Below are 21,502 nucleotides of genomic sequence, written 5' to 3'. Positions count from 1 at the left end.
ACGTGTAGTTGCGTAGATGCGCATAATTGCAATCGTTTAGTAGGAAATAGTAGAAAATTGTAATAAATAGTAATAAATAGCGTAACTATTAAGTATTACAAAAATAGTTACCATTACATGCCGCTAATTCGCATTCATCAGTTCGCGCAGTTACAATAGTACCTATGAATTACCAAGAGCAAGAAATGCATGAATATAAGATGCATGAGCATATTAAGGAAAGTGAAAATAAGCTAGATTTAGCTTCACTTTTCCCAGCTAAAGGCGATGACAGAAGGCCGCCAGATTGGCTAGGTCGTGCACTTATTTACGTTGCAATTATTACTTTTGTGTCTATCTTCCTATGGTTCGCTTGGAATAGCATTTCATTCATTGTTTTCGATGTTGTGATTTCTATTTTTATTGCGCTCGCAATGGAACCGCTTGTTGTTCGGTTAATTAAGCATGGTTGGAGGCGAGGAGTTGCTTCTGGCTTTACGCTAACGGGCTTGCTTGTTGTAATTAGCTTGCTACTTGCTTTGTTTGGTAATTTATTTGCTCAGCAGGTTGTTTCAATGGTTATGGGCTTGCCTGATTTATACAATCAATTTGCAAATTTTGTGCTTCACTATACCGGTTTTAAAATGCCTAATATTGAGCAGCTTGGCATGGAAATTTTGAAGCATGTGCAAACATCTTGGGTTGTTGATTTTGCTGGCCAAGCACTTAACACAACATGGGGATTGATGACTGTTCTGCTTGATTTACTTACCATTATTATGGTTACGTATTACATTTCTGCAGCAGGTCCGGCTATGCGTCGTAGCATGTGCCGTTGGATGAATCCGCAATCTCAGCGTCGTTTCCTATTTATTTGGTCAGTTGTTCAAGAGCAGATTTCGAGCTTCTTATTTTCGCGAATTATTTTGGCAGCGATTAACGCAGTGGGTACCGCAATTTTTCTTATTGTAATGAATATACCGTATTGGCTTCCGCTATCCTTATTCTGCGGAATTGTTTCGCAGTTTGTGCCTACAATTGGTGGCTATTTGGGTGGAGCTTTGCCTATCTTGGTTGCATGGGGTTCCAATGGTTTTGGTGCGGCTGTTGCAACATTAATTTTTATTACGATTTATCAGCAAATTGAGAACATGGTTATTTCGCCGAAGATTTCCGAGAAGACTATGGATCTGAATCCTGCAGTAGCTTTTATTTCAGTTCTTGTAATGGGCGCTGTATTTGGTGCTCTTGGAGCATTTTTGGCTTTGCCTGTGACTGCAAGTTTGCAAGCAATTTTTAGAGTATGCACGAAGCAATATAGTTTAGTTTCTTCTCCGCTTATGAACGATCCTCACCCTGATCATACTTCTATTATTGTTCGTTGCGTTGAAGCGATTGGCCGTAAGTTCATGAATCCAATGAGTGAAAGTGTTCATCGTGTAATGAAAGGCACAAGCTCTCGCATTTCTCTGAACGAGGATATTCTATATTGGTATAAGCAAGCTTATGTGTCAGACTCTGACGATGCGAATGGTAGCAAAGTTTCTTCTAACGATTCTGATCAAACTGACGTATTGGCAACAATGCCAATTTCGCGCGAAATATTAGATGCCGTAAATAAAGATATTGCAAAGCGTAAAGTAGATTCTGAAAATAAGGATTCTTCTAAAGCAAAATTGCAAGTAGGCGAGTCTAAAATAGTAAAAAATACAAAAAATAATAAAAGTAACGTAAAAAATAATCCACGGAGCGGATGGAAGCGATGATTCTTCTATCAATATTTGATGTACTAGTAATACTTATTGGCATAAGCGGTGTTGTGTATCAAGGTGTTTGTGCTGTTGCATCTTTATTCGCTAAGCCTATTGTTTTTCCTGAAGCACCAATGGATAAGCATTATGCTGTGCTTATTTCTGCGCGCAATGAGGAAGCTGTTATAGGTAATCTTATTCATTGCATTCAAACTCAAACATATAGACAAGATTTTATTGATATTTGGCTTGTTGCAGATAATTGCACTGATTCTACTGCGCAAGTTGGCCGCAATTGCGGATGCAACGTAATTGAACGTTTTGATAAAGAGCATATTGGTAAAGGTTATGCGCTCAGCTATCTTCTCGATCATATTATGAAAATTGGTGCGGATAAAGTTTATGACGCGTACTTTGTTTTCGATGCAGACAATAAACTTGATCCGCATTATTTTGAGGAAATGAATAAAGGTTTCCACGCAGGATATCAAATTTTAACCAGCTATCGTAATTCCGTGAATCTTTCAGATAATTGGGTTTCGTCTGGCTCTGCACTTTGGTTTATTCGAGAATCGCGATTTACTAACAACTCTCGAATGCTATTCGGTTCGAGTTGCCATGCTGGTGGAACTGGATTCATGTTCTCGCGTGAGATTATGCACAGAAATAGCGGATGGAAATTCCATCTTCTTACTGAGGATCTTGAATTTACTATGGATGCTATTCTTCACGGAGACAAAGTTGGATATTGCGGTTCTGCAGTGTTGTATGATGAACAACCTGTGTCGTTTAGGCAGAGCTGGAGGCAGCGTCTTCGTTGGAGCAAGGGATTCTTGCAGGTATTTCGTTACTATGGAGCAGCTCTTATTCGACATGGTATTCGCGAAAGAGATTTTTCGTCGGTTGATTTTACGCTTATGCTTTTCCCATTTATGGTTTTGGCTGTTGCAAGAATAATACTTGGGTTTATTTTTGCTGCATTTGGATTTGTAACATGGATGAGTCAAATCTATTCAATGATTAACTTCATTACAACTACTGTTACAAGTGTTTTAGGCATGATGATATTTGTGTCGCTCACTATTTTAGTTGAACACGATAAGCTTGGTGCAACGAATAAGGAGCTGTTTGCGTACGCTCTTAGCTTCCCGATTTTTATGCTTTCGTACGTGCCTATTGCGTTCCAAGCTATTTTCTCAAAGAGCGAGTGGAAGCCGATTCAGCATACCGGTCGCTGAGTGAAAGAATGAAATTCTCTAGTGTGGCGCGAGTTTTGGGGGATTTCTCTCCTCGCAAGTTCCCGTCCTTCGTCGCTTTAGCTGTTAAAGACGATTATTGTGTTCGCCTTTCTTTAAAGAATGTTGCTTCCTCAGTCCTCTTTTATTGCTCGTAGAGAAATCCCCCAAACTCTGCGTGATTAATCGTTAATAACCTCATTTTATCGCAGAGATTTTTCGATTTTTCTTCTTCGCTTAGCGAATCAGCAGCCTGCGGCTCTGACGTTCGCCGCGCTCAGTGCGAAAAATCTCAAATCTCTACCACACGAATATTAGTACAGTGAAGGTAGCGTACAGAACAGTGATCTGGTGTGATGGTAGGAGGATTTGGGGTGGTGTGTGCGGCTGCTGCTGGCGTTTCGATTGCGCAAAGATTGTGAGTATGAGACAATAGAAACCTCTATGTAAACGCTTGGTTGCGCAATAATGTGGCGCAATGCGTGCGTTTATCTGTATACTGCGAGGTTTCTATGGTAGATTCTATTCCGTCTGAATATCCGTCCGAGTATCCGTCCGGAAATACTTTTGCTAGCAGCGTTCCAGTTTTTGGCGCAAACACTTACGACGCTACTAACGAAGATGTTCCAGCGGTTTCTATTAGCGGATTTGTTAAGACTTTTGGCAAGAAAGTTGCTGTAGATAATCTTTCGTTGAGCATTCCAGCAGGCTCTTTCTATGGATTAGTCGGCCCGAATGGTGCTGGCAAAACTACTACGATTAAAATGCTTACGGGCTTGCTTATGCCAGATGCTGGCTCGGCTTCGATTTTTGGCAACGATGTTTGGAGTGACGTAAATCGCGCTAAGCGCGCAATCGGTTTAATGCCTCAGGCCGACGAGATTTTTAAGACGATTACTGGCCTTCAGCTTTTAACTTACGCTGGCATGCTTCGCGAGATGAGCCGCGCTGAGGCTGTTCGTCGCGCGAACGATTTGCTTTCTGCATTCGACTTAACAGAAGCTGCAAACACTATGGTTTCGGACTATTCAACTGGTATGACTAAGAAGATTTGCCTTGCAACAGCTATGATTCACAGCCCTCGCGTACTTGTGTTGGACGAGCCTTTTGAGGCAGTGGATCCTGTTTCTAGCGCAAATTTGAAGGATATTCTTGCCGAGTATGTTTCTACTGGCGGCACGGTGATTATTTCTTCGCACGTTATGGAATTGGTTGAAAAAATGTGCTCGCACGTGGCGATTATTAACGAAGGTCATGTTGCGGCTGCTGGCACTCTTGAAGAGGTGGCTCAGGGCAAAGATCTTGAAGATCGCTTTATGGAGCTTGTTGGCGGACGTCACGCAGCTGCGCGCATCGACTGGCTTAACGGCGGCAAATCTGATAACGCTCCTGCATCTTCCACCAATCTCAACGCTTAAAAGGAAAAACCGTAATGTCTATGATTTTTACCATGGTTCGCCTTCGCTGGGCGCTTACTTTTTCTGTTATGCGAAAGTCAATTTGGCAAAAAATTGGCTTTGCTATAGCAATTGTTTTTGGACTTGCGCTTATATGCGCTCTTGGTTTTGCTGGCTGGGAAACTGGCAAGTACATTAATCCAGGAATGCTTGCAGATACTAAAAATTGGCAGGAATTCCAATTGGCTCCAATAATGGTTGCGTCGATTGCGTCAATTTTTACGCTGTTTATAAACGTGTTTATGTTTGGCAGCGACACAACACTAAAATCGCGTAGTTTTGCGCTTTACGGCATTCCTTACGTAAAGCAGCAAGCTGGCATGCTTCTTGGCTCTCTTTTTGGAGCGCTTTCAGTAAGCTGCACAATCGCGCTTGCTTTGTGGTCTTTAGCGTACAGAAGCTTTGGAATTGTGCCGGTTTTAGTCAGCGTAATTGCAGCTCCGCTTTACGTTGCAACAATCGTGTCTTTAAGCAAAATGCTTATTGAGCTTTTGGATACTATTTTAATAAACAAGCGTTCAAGAAACATTTTTTACTTTGCCATTTTTATAGCGTACATGATTTTTGTTTCATCAATGAATACGCATAGCCCTTCGCCAAATGGAATTGCGCTAGGCACAAGTTTCTGTGCTGCGTCCGCTTTTACACCATTAAGTGCAGCTATGGCTTTGCCGCTCGATGCTATTAATGGCAATTGGCTTGCTCTTGCTATTCGCTTCCTTATTTGCGTTGTAACGATTGCTGCTTGCTTTGCAATCTCTGTATTTTGCGCAAAATTAGAGCCGAAGTTGCTTCGTGGTGAGCAAAAAACAGTTGTTAAAACTAAGGGAATCGGCTTGTTTGCAGCAGTTCCAGACAACACAGTTGGTGCGATTATTGCGCGAATTATTAGCGTTATGAGAAGAGATATGCGTCAGCTATTTTTGCTTATTGCGCCGCTTTTTATGCTGGTAGTTGCAGGAGGAAGTAGTTTTAAGGCTAAAGGATTTGATTCTCTAACAGATAACTTAGGTGTTTCTGGATGGATGATGTATGCTGCTTTGCTTATGGGCATGGTTGTTGGAAACAATATTGCTTACGATGGCACAGCTTTTACTATGCATGTGATTATTGGAGTAAAAGGTTTGCACGATCGCTTAGCGAACGCAATAGTTTGGTCAGTGATTTGCGCTGTTTATTTTGCGATTATTGGAGTAGGGGTTTACGTTTTCCTTTTCTTTGTAGCAAATGTTAAGCAAAATGTGAATGCAGTTATGTTCCAGATTCTTTCGCCAATTGGAATAGCTTTTGCTTCCATAGGCATTGGCTTAATTTCTTCGTGCATTGCAATGTACCCTGTGGCATCAATCGAAAAGCCATTTTCTAGGCCGCAAGGAAGTGCTGGCGGGCGAAGTTTTGCAGCTATAGGCTTTATGCTTCTTTCTGTAGTTTGCATGATTCCTTCGTTTGCGGCTGCGATTGCGTTTATGATTCTTAACCCGAATCTTTTGTGGATTGCAAGCATTCTGTTCATAGTAAACGGCTTGATTGTGCTGGTTGTTGGCGTGATTCTTGGTGGCAAAGTAATGGATAAGCGCATGATTCGCATTGTAGAAAACTTGCGCAGATTCGCGTCTATTACTGCGTAACTTACGCACGCTTTGTTGCAAGCGCAATGTATAGTTAAGCGCGGTATTTGCAATCGATTTAAAGGTGTGCTCGCATGGAAAGTAATAAAGGCTTAAACGATGCCTTAAATATTCCTAATGCGAGCACGCCAGCGCAAAGCGGCGAACCCAACAAAAGTATCGAGCCTAAACCAAGCAGTGAACAAAAACTAAGTAGTGAATCTAAATCAAGCAGTGAGATTAAACCAAGTAGCGCACAGAAGAAAAGTAAATACGCTGCTATGGTTTTAAGAAGCCAATATCCTTCTCGTTGGCGATTGCTTATTGCATTTATAGCAGTTATAGTTAGTGCAGCAATTATTTTTACTTATTTTTTGCTTGACGTATACGATATTCTTCCTGGTCCTTTGACGTTGCGAAAACAACATTATGCTGTAACTGTTTCTTCTCCTAAATCACTTTTGCGAGTTAAATCACTAGCTAAAGGCGTGACTTATGGTAAAGAAATAAATCATTCGCAAGCTCAAAAACTTATTAACGAGTTGGTTTCCGATGCTTCTATGAGTAGCAGCACTTCAGCAGTAATTATGGATGCTAATGGGCGAGTAGTTGCTTCGCATGAGCCAAATGCTTTAAGAGAGCCAGCGTCAACGCTTAAAACTTTAACTGCTAGCGTAGCTTCTCGCACTCTTGACATGGGTTCAACTCTTGATACTCAAGTATTTTTGTTGCCTAAAACAGGCGGTGAACCAGAACGAGCTTCTAGTACGAATGCTAGAAAGCTTGTGCTTCGCGGCAATGGTGACATGCTTCTTGGCGTTGGAGAAAACGATTGGCACCATGTCAATGGCAGAGCAGGTTTAACGACATTAGCGAGAAGAACAGCCAACGCGTTGAAGCTTGAAAATATTCACACAGTTTCTTTAGCTGTTGATGACTCATTGTTTGGCGCAAAACGTGCTCCTGATTTGATTTATGAAACAGATGTTGAACGCCGCTTTTATGCTCAAACGTCATCTTTGGCTATAGATGATGCTCGTCAGCGTGACCTTTCAGTGCAAGGTGTTGACGCTGACGCTATGACAGATTTTCCGCTTTCTGATCCTCATCCTGCTTTAAGTGTCGGTCATGTTTTTGCTAAATTATTAAGCAAACAAGGAATAGTTATAAGTAATTATTCTAATAAAACCGCTTCTGATGAAAAAAATTCCGGTTCAGGCTCGTCTGCAGATGATTCTTCTGAAAACAATAAAGATTCTGAAAATGAAGATAAATCTGCACAGTCTGAAAATCTTGTCATACCAGTAAGCGAAACTCAATCGTTAATATCATCTAATTCGCGTTTAATTGCACAAGTTTCTTCTGCACCATTAAACGAAATAATGGCATATACGCTTCGTATTTCAGACAACACATTGGCGGAAGAGTTTGGTCGTTTGACTGCGCTTGCAACTCACAAATCCAACTCTCCGGAGGGTGCAGTTCAGGCAGTAAAAGAGGGATTGCGCAAGCTCAATATCGATATACGTGGTTTGCACATGTCTGATTGCTCAGGCTTGTCTCCAAAATCAAGGTTGCGCGCAACAACGCTAGCTCAAGTACAAGTGCTTAATATTAAAGCCGATTCTGGAGGTGCTGCAGCTGCTGAAGGATTGTCTCTTCCTGGTTTAGTTGGAACAGCAAGAAAGCGTTTAGCGGATGAATCTTCTGCCGGCATGCTTCGCGTAAAGACTGGTTCTTTAAGTGAAGTTACTTCTATGGTTGGTAATGTATCTAGGAAAAGTGGTGGAGTGCTAACTTTCGCTGTTGTTGCGAACCAGCCAGCTGATATTTGGGGAGCGTTCGTAGCGATTAATAAGTTTATGGCAGAATTGCCAAAACTATGATTTATGAGTTGCAATTTAGCGTTATTGGCGCGCTACACTAGAAGCTATGGTGTATTCTTCTCGCATACGTGCAGGAATTGGCGCAATCAAGCATTGTTTTGACGAACTTTCATTATGTGCACAAGACGCGCGTTTTTCCGAACATGGCAATCACGCGACAGATGTTGATGCTCCTCTGGTTCTTATTGCGTGCTCTGGAGGTAGAGATTCTCTTGCACTTACAGCATTGAGCGTGATTGTGTGCGCAAGTAGGGGTATTCGTTGCGGTGTCGTAATAGTAGATCACCATTTGCAGCCACACTCAACTGAAATTGCCAATACTGCTGCTAAACATTGTTTGCAATCTGGAATAGATGAAAAGTACGTGTATATTCAATCTGTGAACGTTGAAGATTCGGGAGAAGGCGAAGAATCTGCTGCTAGAAATGCTAGGTATCAAGCAATTATTGAGGTCGCTAAAAAGCAGCGAGCTGCAGCCGTGCTTCTAGCTCATACTGCAAATGATCAAGCAGAAACTGTAATGATGGGGCTAAAAGATTCTGCAGGTTTAGAAGCAGTTGCTGGCATGAAAGCAGTGACATTGCGTCAAAACGTGCTTTTTGCGAGGCCTCTTATTAAGCTTAGTAGAGAAGATACTACTGGTATTTGCGAGGATTTAGGCATTTCATGGTGGGATGATCCTACAAATGGTGACGATATTTCGCAAAATGAGGAACTTTCAGAAAATTATCCATTGAGATCTCGAGTTAGACACACGTTAATGCCTTATATTTCGCGATTTTTTAATGCAAATATGGTTACTTTGCTTTCTCGTGGAGCTGAAATAGCTAGAGACGATCTTGACTATATTAATTCTCAAGTTGACGAAGCTAGTTCACAAGTGATGGAATTTGATAAAAATGCGAAAACTGTTAGGTTAAAAGCTGAGAAGTTAGCGCAATATCATCCATCAATTCGTAGACGAATTATAGTGCGTGCGTTAAGTGAGCTTGGTCTGCGTTTCTCGTCAAGTCACATATCGGCAGTGGACGAACTATGTACAAAATGGCATGGTCAGAAGCCTTTTTCGCTGCCAAATTATTACGAAGCGACTCGGCTCTCGCGCAATATCGTCATTCGCTTATGCAAAGATAGTGAACATGCAAATTGCAGATATACGAGATGACATCGACTATGAATTAATTAGCCACGAAGACCTTATGAAGCGTATTCGTGAAGTTGCTAAACAAGTAAGTGAAGATTACAAAAACCGTAATGTTTTGCTTGTTGCAGTTCTCAAAGGTGCTGTAAATACTCTTGCTGTATTTTCGCAAGAATTAAGCATTAACGCATCAATGGACTTTATGAGCTTGTCTAGTTACGGCAGTGGCACTCAAACTAGCGGACAAATCACTGTTCGCGAAGATTTAAGTACTGATGTACGTGGTCGAGATGTGCTTATTGTAGAAGACATTGTTGATTCCGGTCGCACGCTAGCTTGGCTTGTAGATGAGCTAAAAGGTCGTGGTGCTGCAAGTGTAAAAGTTTTTGCATTGCTCAGTAAGCCTGCACGTCGCGAAGTAGACGTACAAATCGACTACTCGGGCTTTGAAATTCCTGATGCATTTGTCGTTGGTTTCGGAATGGACTACGACGAACGCTACCGCAATCTCAATAGTATTGCGGTATTAAAGCCATCAGTGTATGGTGCTTGATTTTATAGATTCTATTCAGAATTTTTATATAAATTGAGGAGTTTGAAAGGAGCCTTATTACATGGGCGCTTCTCCTATGACACCGCAAGGCCCAATGGGCGGTCCTGGGCGTGGAAATAACGGGAATAATCCGTTTTTAAATCCACGTAACCCTAGGAATCAGCGAAACAACGGTCAACAGGGCAAGAATAATAAAAATAACGAGAACAACCATAACAATCGTCGTTCCTTCTGGCAGTCGCCATGGACGTGGATTGTGCTTCTTGTGTTGCTTTCAGTTGTCGGATTCCAAATGTTTGTTCATAACGGATCGCAAACTATCGATACTCAGGATGGTATTGAGTTAGTGCGATCTCATAAAGCAAGTTATGTGGAAATTATTGACAATAAACAGTTAGTTAAGCTTACGCTTGATAGTCCATTTAAGAAGTTCGATAAACGAAGTAAGCAAAAGCGTGACTTTGGCAAGGATGTGCAATTCTACTACGCGTATGCACAAGGTAGGTCAATTGTACAAGAAGTCGAAAAGGCGAAGCCTTCTAACGGCTGGACTGCTAGCTTACAGTCATCTAGCATTATTTCGTATTTGATTACTTCGCTTGCTCCAATATTGTTCTTCCTTGGCATGATTTGGTTCATGTTTAGCAGAATAGGCGGTGCCGGTGGAAGTATGCTTGGCATGGGTGGCGGACGTGGCCGTGGCAAGTTGCTTGAAGGTCAGACTCCTAAAACTAAGTTTGCTGACGTTGCTGGCGAACAAGCTGCTGTTGAAGAAGTTGAAGAGATTAAAGACTTCTTGAAGGATCCTTCGCGCTACAAGGCTTTGGGCGCTCGCATTCCGCGCGGTGTGCTGCTTTATGGTCCTCCAGGAACTGGTAAGACTTTGTTGGCTCGTGCTATTGCAGGTGAAGCTGGTGTGCCGTTCTATGCAATGGCTGGCTCTGACTTCGTGGAAATGTTCGTAGGCTTGGGCGCGTCTCGCGTTCGTGAACTTTTTGACGAAGCTAAGAAGAATGCTCCTGCAATCATCTTTATCGATGAGATTGATGCTGTTGGTCGTCGCCGCGGAAGTGGCATGACTGGCGGTCATGATGAGCGCGAGCAGACACTTAATCAGCTGCTTGTTGAGATGGACGGCTTCGACAACGACACTAATTTGATTATTATTGCCGCAACAAACCGTCCAGATGTGCTTGATTCCGCACTTCTTCGTCCTGGTCGTTTTGACCGTCAGGTGGCTGTTGAGGCTCCTGATTTGGAAGGTCGCGAGGCAATTTTGAAGGTTCACGCTAAGGGTAAGCCTTTTGTGCCGGATGTTGATCTTCATATGGTTGCTGTGCGCACTCCTGGTTTTACTGGTGCAGACTTAGCTAACGTGCTTAACGAAGCTGCGTTGCTTTGCGCTCGATCTGGTGCTCAATATATCGATAATCGCGCTATTGATGAGGCAATTGATCGTGTTCAAGCAGGACCTCGACGTAAGTCTAAGGGTATGGCTTTGGATGAATTGCGTAACACTGCTTACCATGAGGGTGGTCATGCGCTTGTTGCTGCTGCGTTGCACCACACGGATCCTGTTACTAAAGTAACGATTTTGCCGCGAGGTCACGCACTTGGCTACACTGCTGTGATGCCAACAAGCGACCGTTACTCGCAGTCTCGCAACGAATTATTGGATCAAATGGCATATGCTATGGGCGGACGCACAGCAGAGGAAGTTGTGTTCCATGATCCAACAACTGGTGCTTCTAACGACATTGAGAAAGCTACTGCTATTGCTCGTAAGATGGTTGTTGAATATGGTTTCTCAGCGAAGCTTGGAGCTGTTAAGTGGATGGATACTGACGAAGATTCTTCCGGTTCACTCGATTCTTTGCAACCTCGTAAGTTCTCGAATCGTACTGCTGAAGTAATCGATGAAGAAGTTCATAAGCTTATCGAAACTGCTCATACTGAAGCGTGGGAGATTATTAACAATAATCGTGACGTATTAGATGAGCTGGTTCGTCAGTTGCTCGCTAAGGAAACTCTTAACGAGAAGGAACTTAAGGAAATCTTCAGTAAGATTCGTAAGGCTCCTGAGCGTACTCTTTGGCTTTCGGACGATAGAAGACCAGATTCTGATCTTCCTCCTGTTGAAATTCCAGAAAGTTTAAAGCGCAACGTTGAAGGTAAGAATGAGCAGAGTGAAGCTTCTGAACTTTCTGAATCTTCCAATAACGCAACTTCACAAAACCAGCAGTCTGATCAGATGCCTGTTGATACGTCTATTCAGACTACTGCACCTGCTCCTCGAACTGTTATTGGAACTGTTAAACCACCAGTTAATCCGTCTACTAATCAAAATGACGGCACTCAATTTGGTGCTTAATAGTGTAAATACAGTGCTAAGAAGCAGATAAAATACAATCATTAATAAACGCTGATAACAATATAATTTATTGCTGTCAGCGTTTATTTTTATTTTTCTAAGAATTTAATAATAAAAATTAGTGTTATATGCAAAAAATTACGCATGTTGATTTATATCGAGTACAATGTATCGAAATATTAATTTTGCGTATTATAGGTAAGAGTAAAAGATAAATAAACGAATAATTGGAATTTTAAATTGTTTTTATTAGAGAGTAGAAGATGAAATTATGAATACAACCATAAGTTTGAAGGGTATTCGCCCAAGCGGTGACTCAATAGTCATTGGATTATATTCTTCTATTTACATAGATGCTGTTTTAAAAGTTAATTTGAGTAATGCATTAGACGGAGATGAGACTAACGCAATAGATATTCCTCAAATTGCTGAGCGTCTTGCTTTTATGCTTAAACGTTGCGAAAAAGATAGCGAAATTGAGGAGCATCCTGCTATAGCTTTAGAACTTATTGCTAAATCTGTTTTAAATTCTGCTATGCACACTTGGCAAATTAGTGAGGCTGATATTACTGTTCATGCTGCTTTAAGAAGCGAATATTACGGCATGAAAAGCACTGTTGACGATATTTGTGTTACTTTGAATAGTGTTTCTAGAGAAGAGTTAAATTATTCGGAACGGCGTGTAATTCCTGATTCTCTTGCGCATGTTGCTGTTCGTAGTGGAAGCGTATCAGTTGACGATCTTGAGGAAGGCGAAATAGCAGATTACTATCGTTCTCTTATTGAGGAAGATAGAAAAGAAAAGCAGCGCAAAGAAGACGAGGACGCTGCTGCAGCTGCTAAAGCTGCCGTTGATATCGCAAATTCTTTCGCGGATGATTATGAAAATAATGGAGATTCAGAGTGCTCTTGTGTCGATGAATCTAAAAGTGTCAATTATGGCAGTGAGCTTGTTAAAAGAGAAACTAAGTCTCCTTTGTTCCGTATATGTCCTACTCCGTTACAGACAACTGCAGTAATTTCTATGAAGGGTGTCGCGAAACAAGACACGCGTTCTGCTATGCTGAGAATAGTTGCAATGCTTGAGCAGGATAGAGAATCTCGCGTAGATGGCGTATCGGCACTATATGTTGCCAATATGCTTGAAGGTGATTATTACGCGGCTGTATTTATTCTGTCTTCGGGCGGTGACGAGTATGAACTGCTTCGCTTGCTTCGCGCTGTTGCTACTTTGTATAAAGATAAGGTGACTGTGCGAGTGTTGGGTACGCGTTCATATGGTGCTTCTGCTGCTGATACAAGAACTGTTGATGCAGAAAAATTGCCGCAACAACTAGCGGAAATGGTGATGGTTGACCCTAAGTCGCCTGAACTTATGCCGTGGCTGCAGATAGAGTCGGATGCTGCTTTGGATGACAACTCAGTTTCGTACTCATTAGCGTTTGCTTTTGATGCTCAAACTGTTGGGGTATACTCAGAGCAATGGCTTATAGGGGATGGTTGTTAATGAAAGCGTATCGCACACCTTGGTGGTATCTGGTACTAGGGTTACTGTTTGGCTTTGTGCTGGGCGCATTTCTAGTGTCGTCAACAGAGTCTAGTGCTATGTCGTTAGCAGGAGCTCCGTGGGTTGTTGTTGCAATTATGGTGATTGCTGGCTTAATAACTTTTGTTATGGCGTTGCAAACTCATCAAAGTGTTGCTAACAAAGATAAAAATAAGAAGCCTGTAAGTTCTCAATTTGCTGTTGCAGCTCTTATGCTGTCTAAGGCATTGGGAATGGCAGGTGCTATTTTGTCTGGCTGGTACGTTGGGCAGTTGTTAATGAGTCTGCCACACAGTGAAATAATTCTGTATAACTCTGTTGTGCGTGAATGCTCTATTGCTGGCTTGGTGTGCTTTATTGATATGGTCGTTGGGATTTTGGGCGAGTGGCTCTGCCAGATTCCGCCTGAAGATGATTCTGAGTCTGTCAATAAGTCAAATCGTACGCCAGCAACGTGCTAGTATTTGCTAGCTATTAGTTTGCGTAGTTTTATGTAAGTTGCATCTTGCTTGAATTAAGTAGGTAAAAGTACTAAACGCTTTTTACGCAAGTTGCAACAAACGCTGGAATTTCAACGTTTGTAAGGATGGTATATTACTTTGGCTGAATTTATCTATCAGATGATTAAGGCGCGTAAATCGTACGGAGATCGTGTAATTCTCGACGATGTTACTTTAAGCTTCCTTCCGGGCGCAAAAATTGGTGTTGTGGGTCCGAACGGCATGGGTAAGTCGACGCTGCTGAAAATTATGGCCGGTTTGGAAAATGTGACCAATGGTGAAGCTTCTTTGACTCCTGGCTATACGGTAGGTATTTTGCAGCAGGAACCACCTCTTGATGACACTAAGACGGTTGGCGAAAACATTAAGATGGCTTTTGGTGAGATTGCGCAAAAAGTGGCGCGTTTTAACCAAATCGGCGAAGAAATGGCTAATCCAGACGCTGATTTTGATGCGTTAATGGAAGAAATGGGTAAGCTTCAGACTGAAATTGACGCTGCAAACGGTTGGGATTTGGATTCGCAGCTTGAGCAGGCTATGGATGCTTTGCAATGCCCAGATCCGGATTCGCCTGTTTCTGTGTGCTCTGGTGGTGAAAGGCGTCGAGTTGCATTGTGTAAGCTTCTTCTTGAAGCTCCAGATTTGCTGCTTTTGGATGAGCCTACTAACCATTTGGATGCGGAATCTATTTTGTGGCTTGAACAGTTCTTGCACAAGTACGAGGGTGCTGTTATTGCTGTTACGCACGACCGCTACTTTATGGATAACGTAGCGGAGTGGATTTGCGAAGTTGACCGTGGTCAGCTTTATCCATATAAGGGAAATTACTCAACGTATTTGGAAACTAAAGCAAAGCGTATGGAAATCCAGGGTGCCAAGGATGCCAAGCTTGCTAAGCGTTTGAAGAATGAGCTTGATTGGGTGCGTAGCTCGCCGAAAGCTCGCCAAGCTAAGAACAAGGCTCGTTTGGAACGCTACGACCAAATGGAGCAAGAGGCACGTAATTCCAAGAAGCTTGACTTCTCTGAAATTCAAATTCCAGCAGGTCCACGTTTGGGCTCGCAAGTTTTGGAAGCAAAGCATATTCACAAGGCTTTTGGCGACCGTGTACTTATCGACGACTTGTCGTTTACGCTGCCTCGTAACGGTATTGTTGGCGTGATTGGTCCAAACGGCGTTGGTAAGTCTACGCTGTTCAAGACGATTGTGGGCTTGGAGCCTCTTTCTGGCGGAGAGCTTATTGTTGGCGATACTGTGAAGATTTCTTACGTGGATCAGAATCGTGCAGGATTGGATCCTAATAAGAACTTGTGGGAAGCTGTTTCCGGCGGACTTGATTTTATTGAGGTTGCAGGCGTTGAGATTCCTACTCGCGCATATGTTGCAAGCTTTGGATTTAAAGGTTCGGATCAGCAGAAGCTTACTGGTGTGCTTTCCGGCGGTGAGCGTAACCGTTTGAACTTGGCTTTGACTCTTAAGCAGGGTGGAAACTTGCTTCTTCTCGATGAGCCTACTAACGATTTGGATGTTGAGACTTTGGAAAGCTTGGAAAACGCTTTACTTGATTTCCCAGGCTGCGCTGTTGTGGTTTCGCACGATCGCTGGTTCCTCGACCGAGTTGCAACGCATATTCTTGCTTGGGAAGGCGACGACGAGAATCCTGCAAAGTGGTACTGGTTCGAAGGTAACTTCCAAGCTTACGAAGAAAATAAGATTGCGCGCTTGGGTGAGGAAGCTGCTCGTCCGCATCGCTTGCACCGTAAGCTCACTCGCTAGTTGAGTTTTGTTTTCATTTCTTGGTGGAAACATTTGCTGGTGATTTTTCCGGCGTTTGCGCGACGACCTGCTTTCGCGCTTGGAGCGTAGTGTGCGAAAGTAACTCGGAGCGTGAGCTTGCGTGGAAAGTCCAGTGGACTTTTTCCATGCAAGCTCAGAAGCGAGTGCTTATAGTGCGAGCATCTTGGCGCTTTTTGACAACATTTGCCGTGATTGTGCCAGGCGTATGCTAGGCTCGATTAGTTCACGTTTTGAAATTTAAGTTTTGAATACACATATTTTACGAAAGGCTATTGTGCCGCATACTCATCATGCTGCGTTCGCCCAAAAGCGAGGCGCGAAGAATACCAAGAACGTCAAAAATACTAGGAAATCAGCTGAAAAACGCAATCCTTTTGAATATCAGGGTAGTCATAAAAATTACGGTTCTAATCATGAGTTCAATTCGCGCAGGGAGCGCAATCGCAAAGCAGAAAAAGCTCGTCAAAAAGCGCGCGAAAAAGCTTTGCGTTATGAAGAAGTAGCTATTGCGGATGCTGAACAAGATTTTGCTAAAAATAATGTTGTTAAGCATAATATTGCTAAAAATAATGTTGTTAAAAATGATATTGCAAAATCTCATAATACAAAACAAAATTCTGCAATATCTTTGCGTCCTACTTCAAAAAAGCAAAATCAAGATTCTCATAACGCAACAATTATTCCAGACTCTGCTATTGAATCTTGTGAAAATTACCGTGACGATGTCACTTTTGCGCAACTTGGAGTCCCAGAGCCCTTGGTAGAAGTGTTGCGTGCTGATGGGAAAACTACTGCATTCCCAATTCAGCAAGCAACGCTTCCTGATTCATTACAAGGTGCGAATATTCTAGGGCGAGGTCGCACAGGAAGTGGTAAAACATTAGCATTTTCTATTCCACTTGTTGCGCGTTTAGCTGAGAATTTTGTTGATTTAATTCATTCTGATAAAAACCGTAAGTCACGCGAGTCTAGTGAAATTCCTGCTCCTAGAGCAATAATTCTTGCTCCAACTCGCGAGCTTGTGCATCAAATTGATGACGTAATAGCGCCGCTTGCTGCAGCTTATGGCATGCGTACTGTGACAGTGTATGGAGGTGTGAGATACCAGCGTCAGGTATCGCAACTTAAGCAGGGTGCGCAGATTGTGCTTGCTTGCCCTGGTCGTTTGGAAGATTTGCTGCGTCAGGGAGCACTTACGCTTGAAAAAGTGATGGTTAGTGTGCTTGATGAAGCAGATGAAATGGCGGATATGGGATTCCTTCCTGCTGTTACTAGACTTCTTGAACAAGTTGCGCCAGATGGTCAACGCATGCTGTTTTCTGCAACGCTTGATAAGCAAGTTTCTACATTGGTTGAGCGTTTCCTTCCAAATGCTGTTGTTCATGCTGTGGATGATGCTGATTGCCAAGTTGACACTATGACGCATCATATTTTTGCTGTGTCTGCAGGGGATAAATACGAAGTTTTGCGAAAGCTTGCTTCTGGAAAGAAACGTTCTATATTCTTTACGCGCACGAAATATCAAGCGAAGAATATGGCGAAAAAATTTGTGCAGCAAGGTATTCCTGCAGTTGATTTGCAAGGTAATTTGTCGCAGAATCAGCGAGATCGTCATTTGGCTGTGTTCGCTGAAGGCTTGGTGCGCGTGCTGGTTGCTACGGACGTTGCTGCGCGAGGTATTGATATTAGCGACGTTGCATTAGTTGTGCAAACTGAGCCTCCTGAGGATCCTAAGTCTTTCTTGCATCGTTCGGGTCGCACTGCTCGAGCTGGTGAAGAAGGCGATGTCGTAACTCTTGTGCTTCCTAATCAGAAGCGCGCTGCTCATATGATGCTTCGTAAGGCTGGAATTCATGCGAAAGCTGAGGATGTGAGTCCTTCTTCATCAGTTCTAGATGAGATTGTTGGTGAAGCTGCCGAGCTTCAAGAAGGCTGGAGTATGCCGGAGCCGGAGCAGCAGAAGCGTAAAGGTCGCGGTCGTGGACGCGGTGGACGCGGGCGCGTACGTGGGCAACGCGGTGAACGCAGCGAACGTGGTGAACGCAGCGAACGTCGTTGGCACGGTAAACGTGGCGAACGTGGTAGTCGTGTTCATCGCTTCGGTCGTGAGTTTTAGAAACAAATGCTGTGTGTTTTACAGCATTTGTTTTCGTTTTCACTACTTTTGATAACATTCGCCAGTGATTTTCCGGCTTTTGTTTTCGCTTTAGTTTTCTTGTCTGTTGTGGTGCAAGGCTGTGATATTTTTCTCCTCGCGCTTTTTATTTACGTTATTCTTGTATTTTTGTCTATTTCGCCGAATGATTATGTGTTTTCGACAGAATTGCCCTATGTTTTATACATAACATCAACTGGTTTGGTGTTATGTATAAAACAGCAGCAATACTACAAAAGTAAGTAGCAAGTTGGCAAGCAATAAGCAACTTAGTAATCAGTTAATCAGCCTGTTAAGCAAGTCAACAGTCGGTTAAACTAGTTAAGCCAATTAGCAAATACTTATTTAGATTGACCTTTACCAAATGCGCGCAGTTGAACGCCGTTCCAGTCAGTGCTTACGGTTAACGGAGTGGCTGCGTTCATGCCAGCTGTTTTTGCTGCAGATTGAACGGTACTAGAACTTGGGGAACCTTCGCGACCTGGTTTTGGAGTAAGAACCCACATAGGAGCGTCATTGTCAAGCATATTTGTGGCATCCATAATAGTGTCTGCGAGCTCATCTTCGTCGTCGCCGTCGCGCCACCAAATAATCACACCATCAACAGCAGCGTCGTAATCCTCATCTACCAACTCTTCGCCGGTAAGTTTCTCGATGCTTTCGCAAATTGTTTCGTCAACATCGTCATCCCAGAGCCATTGTTGGACAACGTCTCCTGGTTGGAATCCGAATTCCTGTGCATGCTGAAAAGCTATCTGTTCCACGTGATTTAATATATCAAAGCGTCACGAAGTGCGCACATTTAACGGCGTGTATTCAGTAATTTATCGTTTATCAATTACGACACACCAGGACACGCCGCAAAAATCGCAATTGTGACATAAATCACTATATATAGGTGGTTATCTTTGCGTCTTGCCCTAGATATTGTGCATGAGTTGGGTTATAGTAGAGCGAGTTGTTAGAAATAGTTCCCATGTTTGCAACGAGAGATTTTGCTAGAAGGAACAGTGTTTGAGAAAGGTCTGTACCGATGCAGGTTTTGGAAGAAACTGCTGTCACAAGCGCAGAAAATTGTACGGATGATGTAGTTGAAGTTCCAGTTTCTCGCGTGCAGGTCGAAAAGCGCGATGGTCGCGTAGTTGATTTTGATCCGCTGAATATCATTATGGCAATCAAGGCTGCTTTTAAGGATTTGGGCAAGGAAATCGGTCCGCAAGAAGAGCAGTTGATTCGTAATATTTCTGATCATATTGAGGCTGAAATTCAAGATCGTTACAATGGTCCGGCGAAGATTGAAGATATTCAGACCTTGGTTGAGCATAGTCTTATTGAAAATCACCTTTATGAGGTTGCTCGTTGCTACACGAGCTACCGACTGAACCGAGATATAGACCGCGCTAGGGCTACTGATATCAACGAGGCTGTTAACCGTCTTGTAAATCGTGATGAGTCTCTTGTTCGTGAAAACGCAAATAAGGATTCTAATGTTTATGCAACTCAGCGTGATCTTCTTGCAGGTGCTGTTTCTAAAGCTTCTGCGTTCTCTATGCTTCCTCACGCAGTTTCTAACGCTCATATGAAGGGTGATATTCACTTCCATGACGCTGATTATTCGCCATTTACTTGCATGAGCAACTGCTCGCTTCCTGATTTTGGCGATATGCTTGCTAAGGGATTTGCTCTTGGTAATGCAATGATGGATAGTCCAAAGTCTATTGGTACTGCTGCAACTCAGGTTACGCAAATTATTAAGGATATTGCTGGCGCGCAATACGGTGGTCAGACTGTTAATCGCGCTGACGAAATGCTTGAGCCTTACGCTAAGTGCGATTACGACAAGAATCTTGCTATGGCACACGCAATGATTCCTGATTCCACACCAATTCAAGTCGCAAAAGATATGATTGACGGCTTGAAGGCTCAGGAGCCTAAGAATCTCCACTGCTTGGACAGGGATCCACTGCCTGCTGATACTCCTTTTGATAAGAATTTGGGCGAGTTGGATCAGCTCCGTGAAGTTTACGCAAAGATTATGACGCGTAAGGCGATCTACGACGCTATGCAAACAATGGAATATCAAATCAATTCTAACCGCGTTTCTAACGGTCAGACTCCGTTCGTAACTGTTGGCTTTGGCTTGGGTACTTCTTGGTTTGCTCGTGAAATTCAGCGCGCTATTTTGCTTAACCGTATTCGTGGTCTCGGCAAAGATCGTCATACTGCAATCTTCCCTAAGCTTGTGTTTACTATTAAGCACGGTGTTAACGCGGACGCTGGCGACCCGAACTACGATTTGAAGCAGCTTGCGCTTGAGTGCTCTACAAAGCGCATGTACCCAGACGTTGTGTTCTACGAGAATATTGTTAAGATTACTGGCTCCTTCAAGGCTCCTATGGGTTGCCGTTCGTTCCTTCAGGGTTGGATTGATCCAAAGACCGGCAAGGACGTTGAAGATGGCCGTATGAATCTTGGCGTTGTAACTGTTAACATGCCACGTATTGCTCTTGAATCTCACGGCGATGTGACTCGCTTCTGGAAGCTTTTCGACGAGCGTATGGAAGTAGCTCACCAAGCTTTGCGATTCCGTATTATGCGTTGCAAGCAGGCAACTCCTGTAAATGCTCCAACGCTGTTCCGTTACGGTGCTTTTGGTCGTTTGGAAGCTAACGAAAGCGTGGATCAGTTGTTCCGTAATGAGCGCGCAACTGTTTCTCTTGGCTACATTGGTTTGTACGAAACTACGGCCGTGTTCTTCGGCAAGGATTGGATGCAAGATCACAGCTGGAATGAGGAAGGCAAGGAGTTTGCGCTTTCTTTGGTTCGCCGCATGAATAAGCTTTGCCAGCAGTGGTCAAAGGCGGAAGGTTACCATTATTCCGTTTACTCAACTCCTGCTGAGTCTTTGACTGACCGCTTTAACCGCATGGATCGCCAGAAGTTCGGTCGCATTGAAGGCGTAACCGATCACGACTTCTACACTAATTCCTTCCATTACCCTGTTTGGTTGCAGCCAACTCCTATGGAGAAGCTTCGCTACGAGGTAGACTTCCCGTATCTTGCTTCCGGCGGTTTTATTAACTACTGCGAGTTCCCATGTTTGCAGGCGAATCCTAAGGCTTTGGAAGCCGTTTGGGATTACGCTTACAAGATTGGCATTGGTTACTTGGGTACGAATACGCCAATCGATCATTGCTTCGTTTGTGGTTTCCAGGGCGATTTTGAGCCGACTAAAGAAGGCTTCCGCTGCCCTGAGTGCGGAAACAGCGACCCAGATAAGTGCAATGTTACGAAGCGTACTTGCGGCTACTTGGGCAATCCTGTTCAGCGTCCAATGGTTCACGGTCGTCACGAGGAAATCGCTCACCGCGTAAAGCACATGTCTGGCGAAACTGGTCATGTGACTCTTAACAACGGTGAGTCTCGCGAATGGTATGAGGAAACAAAATAAACTTAGCTAATTAGCTATGTTGAAACTTAGTAAAATAAGTATGACTAGATAATTTAGCTAAATAAATAGCTTT

At 43.2% G+C, this 21,502-nt stretch carries 14 protein-coding genes; 13 read left to right on the top strand and 1 reads right to left on the bottom strand.

Features of this window, described 5'->3' with window-relative positions:
• Positions 1 to 164 precede the first annotated feature (164 nt).
• From HXT37_RS05855 to HXT37_RS05800, 12 genes are all read left to right on the top strand, one after another.
• On the top strand, positions 165 to 1,745 hold the full coding sequence (locus tag HXT37_RS05855) for an AI-2E family transporter (protein ID WP_102703225.1): 1,581 nt from the start codon (positions 165 to 167) through the stop codon (positions 1,743 to 1,745).
• Positions 1,742 to 2,968, top strand: a complete 1,227-nt coding sequence (locus HXT37_RS05850; RefSeq protein ID WP_033888470.1) for a glycosyltransferase family 2 protein — start codon at positions 1,742 to 1,744, stop codon at positions 2,966 to 2,968. Before HXT37_RS05855 ends, HXT37_RS05850 begins: the two co-directional genes overlap by 4 nt.
• Positions 2,969 to 3,477: 509 nt before the next feature.
• Positions 3,478 to 4,383, top strand: coding sequence for an ABC transporter ATP-binding protein (locus HXT37_RS05845; protein ID WP_116994628.1), 906 nt, complete (start codon positions 3,478 to 3,480; stop codon positions 4,381 to 4,383).
• A gap of 14 nt (positions 4,384 to 4,397) precedes the next feature.
• Positions 4,398 to 6,050 (top strand): hypothetical protein, encoded by a 1,653-nt coding sequence (locus HXT37_RS05840; protein WP_174182525.1) that lies wholly within the window; start codon positions 4,398 to 4,400, stop codon positions 6,048 to 6,050.
• A gap of 74 nt (positions 6,051 to 6,124) precedes the next feature.
• Positions 6,125 to 7,915 carry a D-alanyl-D-alanine carboxypeptidase gene (locus HXT37_RS05835; RefSeq protein ID WP_288231342.1) on the top strand — a complete coding sequence of 597 codons (1,791 nt, stop codon included), beginning with the start codon at positions 6,125 to 6,127 and terminating at the stop codon, positions 7,913 to 7,915.
• A 46-nt stretch (positions 7,916 to 7,961) separates the two neighbouring features.
• The gene (gene tilS / locus HXT37_RS05830; RefSeq protein WP_285089436.1) at positions 7,962 to 9,080 is read left to right on the top strand and encodes a tRNA lysidine(34) synthetase TilS; all 1,119 of its coding nucleotides are present in this window, start codon (positions 7,962 to 7,964) and stop codon (positions 9,078 to 9,080) included.
• A complete protein-coding gene (gene hpt / locus HXT37_RS05825) occupies positions 9,055 to 9,609 on the top strand; it encodes a hypoxanthine phosphoribosyltransferase (protein WP_101886119.1) in 555 nt (184 codons plus the stop codon). The genes tilS and hpt overlap by 26 nt, the downstream gene beginning before the upstream one ends.
• A 61-nt stretch (positions 9,610 to 9,670) precedes the next feature.
• Complete coding sequence (ftsH, locus tag HXT37_RS05820) at positions 9,671 to 11,980, top strand: ATP-dependent zinc metalloprotease FtsH (protein ID WP_116431567.1); 2,310 nt, start codon at positions 9,671 to 9,673, stop codon at positions 11,978 to 11,980.
• Between the two features lie 271 nt (positions 11,981 to 12,251).
• Positions 12,252 to 13,487, top strand: coding sequence for a dihydroneopterin aldolase (locus HXT37_RS05815; RefSeq protein ID WP_102703220.1), 1,236 nt, complete (start codon positions 12,252 to 12,254; stop codon positions 13,485 to 13,487).
• Positions 13,487 to 13,987: a DUF3180 domain-containing protein gene (locus tag HXT37_RS05810; RefSeq protein WP_102703219.1), complete on the top strand. Its 501-nt coding sequence runs from the start codon at positions 13,487 to 13,489 to the stop codon at positions 13,985 to 13,987. Before HXT37_RS05815 ends, HXT37_RS05810 begins: the two co-directional genes overlap by 1 nt.
• A gap of 138 nt (positions 13,988 to 14,125) precedes the next feature.
• Positions 14,126 to 15,802: an energy-dependent translational throttle protein EttA gene (ettA, locus tag HXT37_RS05805; protein ID WP_004118724.1), complete on the top strand. Its 1,677-nt coding sequence runs from the start codon at positions 14,126 to 14,128 to the stop codon at positions 15,800 to 15,802.
• A gap of 295 nt (positions 15,803 to 16,097) precedes the next feature.
• Positions 16,098 to 17,939 carry a DEAD/DEAH box helicase gene (locus HXT37_RS05800; RefSeq protein ID WP_421779800.1) on the top strand — a complete coding sequence of 614 codons (1,842 nt, stop codon included), beginning with the start codon at positions 16,098 to 16,100 and terminating at the stop codon, positions 17,937 to 17,939.
• A gap of 380 nt (positions 17,940 to 18,319) precedes the next feature.
• On the opposite strand, the gene HXT37_RS05795 is transcribed toward HXT37_RS05800, so the two are convergent.
• On the bottom strand, positions 18,320 to 18,742 hold the full coding sequence (locus HXT37_RS05795) for a DUF3052 domain-containing protein (protein ID WP_004108549.1): 423 nt from the start codon (positions 18,740 to 18,742) through the stop codon (positions 18,320 to 18,322).
• Positions 18,743 to 19,011: 269 nt separating this feature from the next.
• Between HXT37_RS05795 and nrdD the strand changes: the two genes are divergently transcribed.
• A complete protein-coding gene (gene nrdD / locus HXT37_RS05790; RefSeq protein ID WP_421779425.1) occupies positions 19,012 to 21,429 on the top strand; it encodes an anaerobic ribonucleoside-triphosphate reductase in 2,418 nt (805 codons plus the stop codon).
• Positions 21,430 to 21,502: the final 73 nt, after the last annotated feature.

Origin of the sequence: Gardnerella sp. DNF01151, assembly GCF_049244235.1 — a bacterium.
GTDB lineage: Bacteria > Actinomycetota > Actinomycetes > Actinomycetales > Bifidobacteriaceae > Bifidobacterium > Bifidobacterium swidsinskii.
The sequence above is the reverse complement of the archived record's forward strand: the minus strand, read 5'-3'. Positions and strand labels throughout refer to the sequence as shown.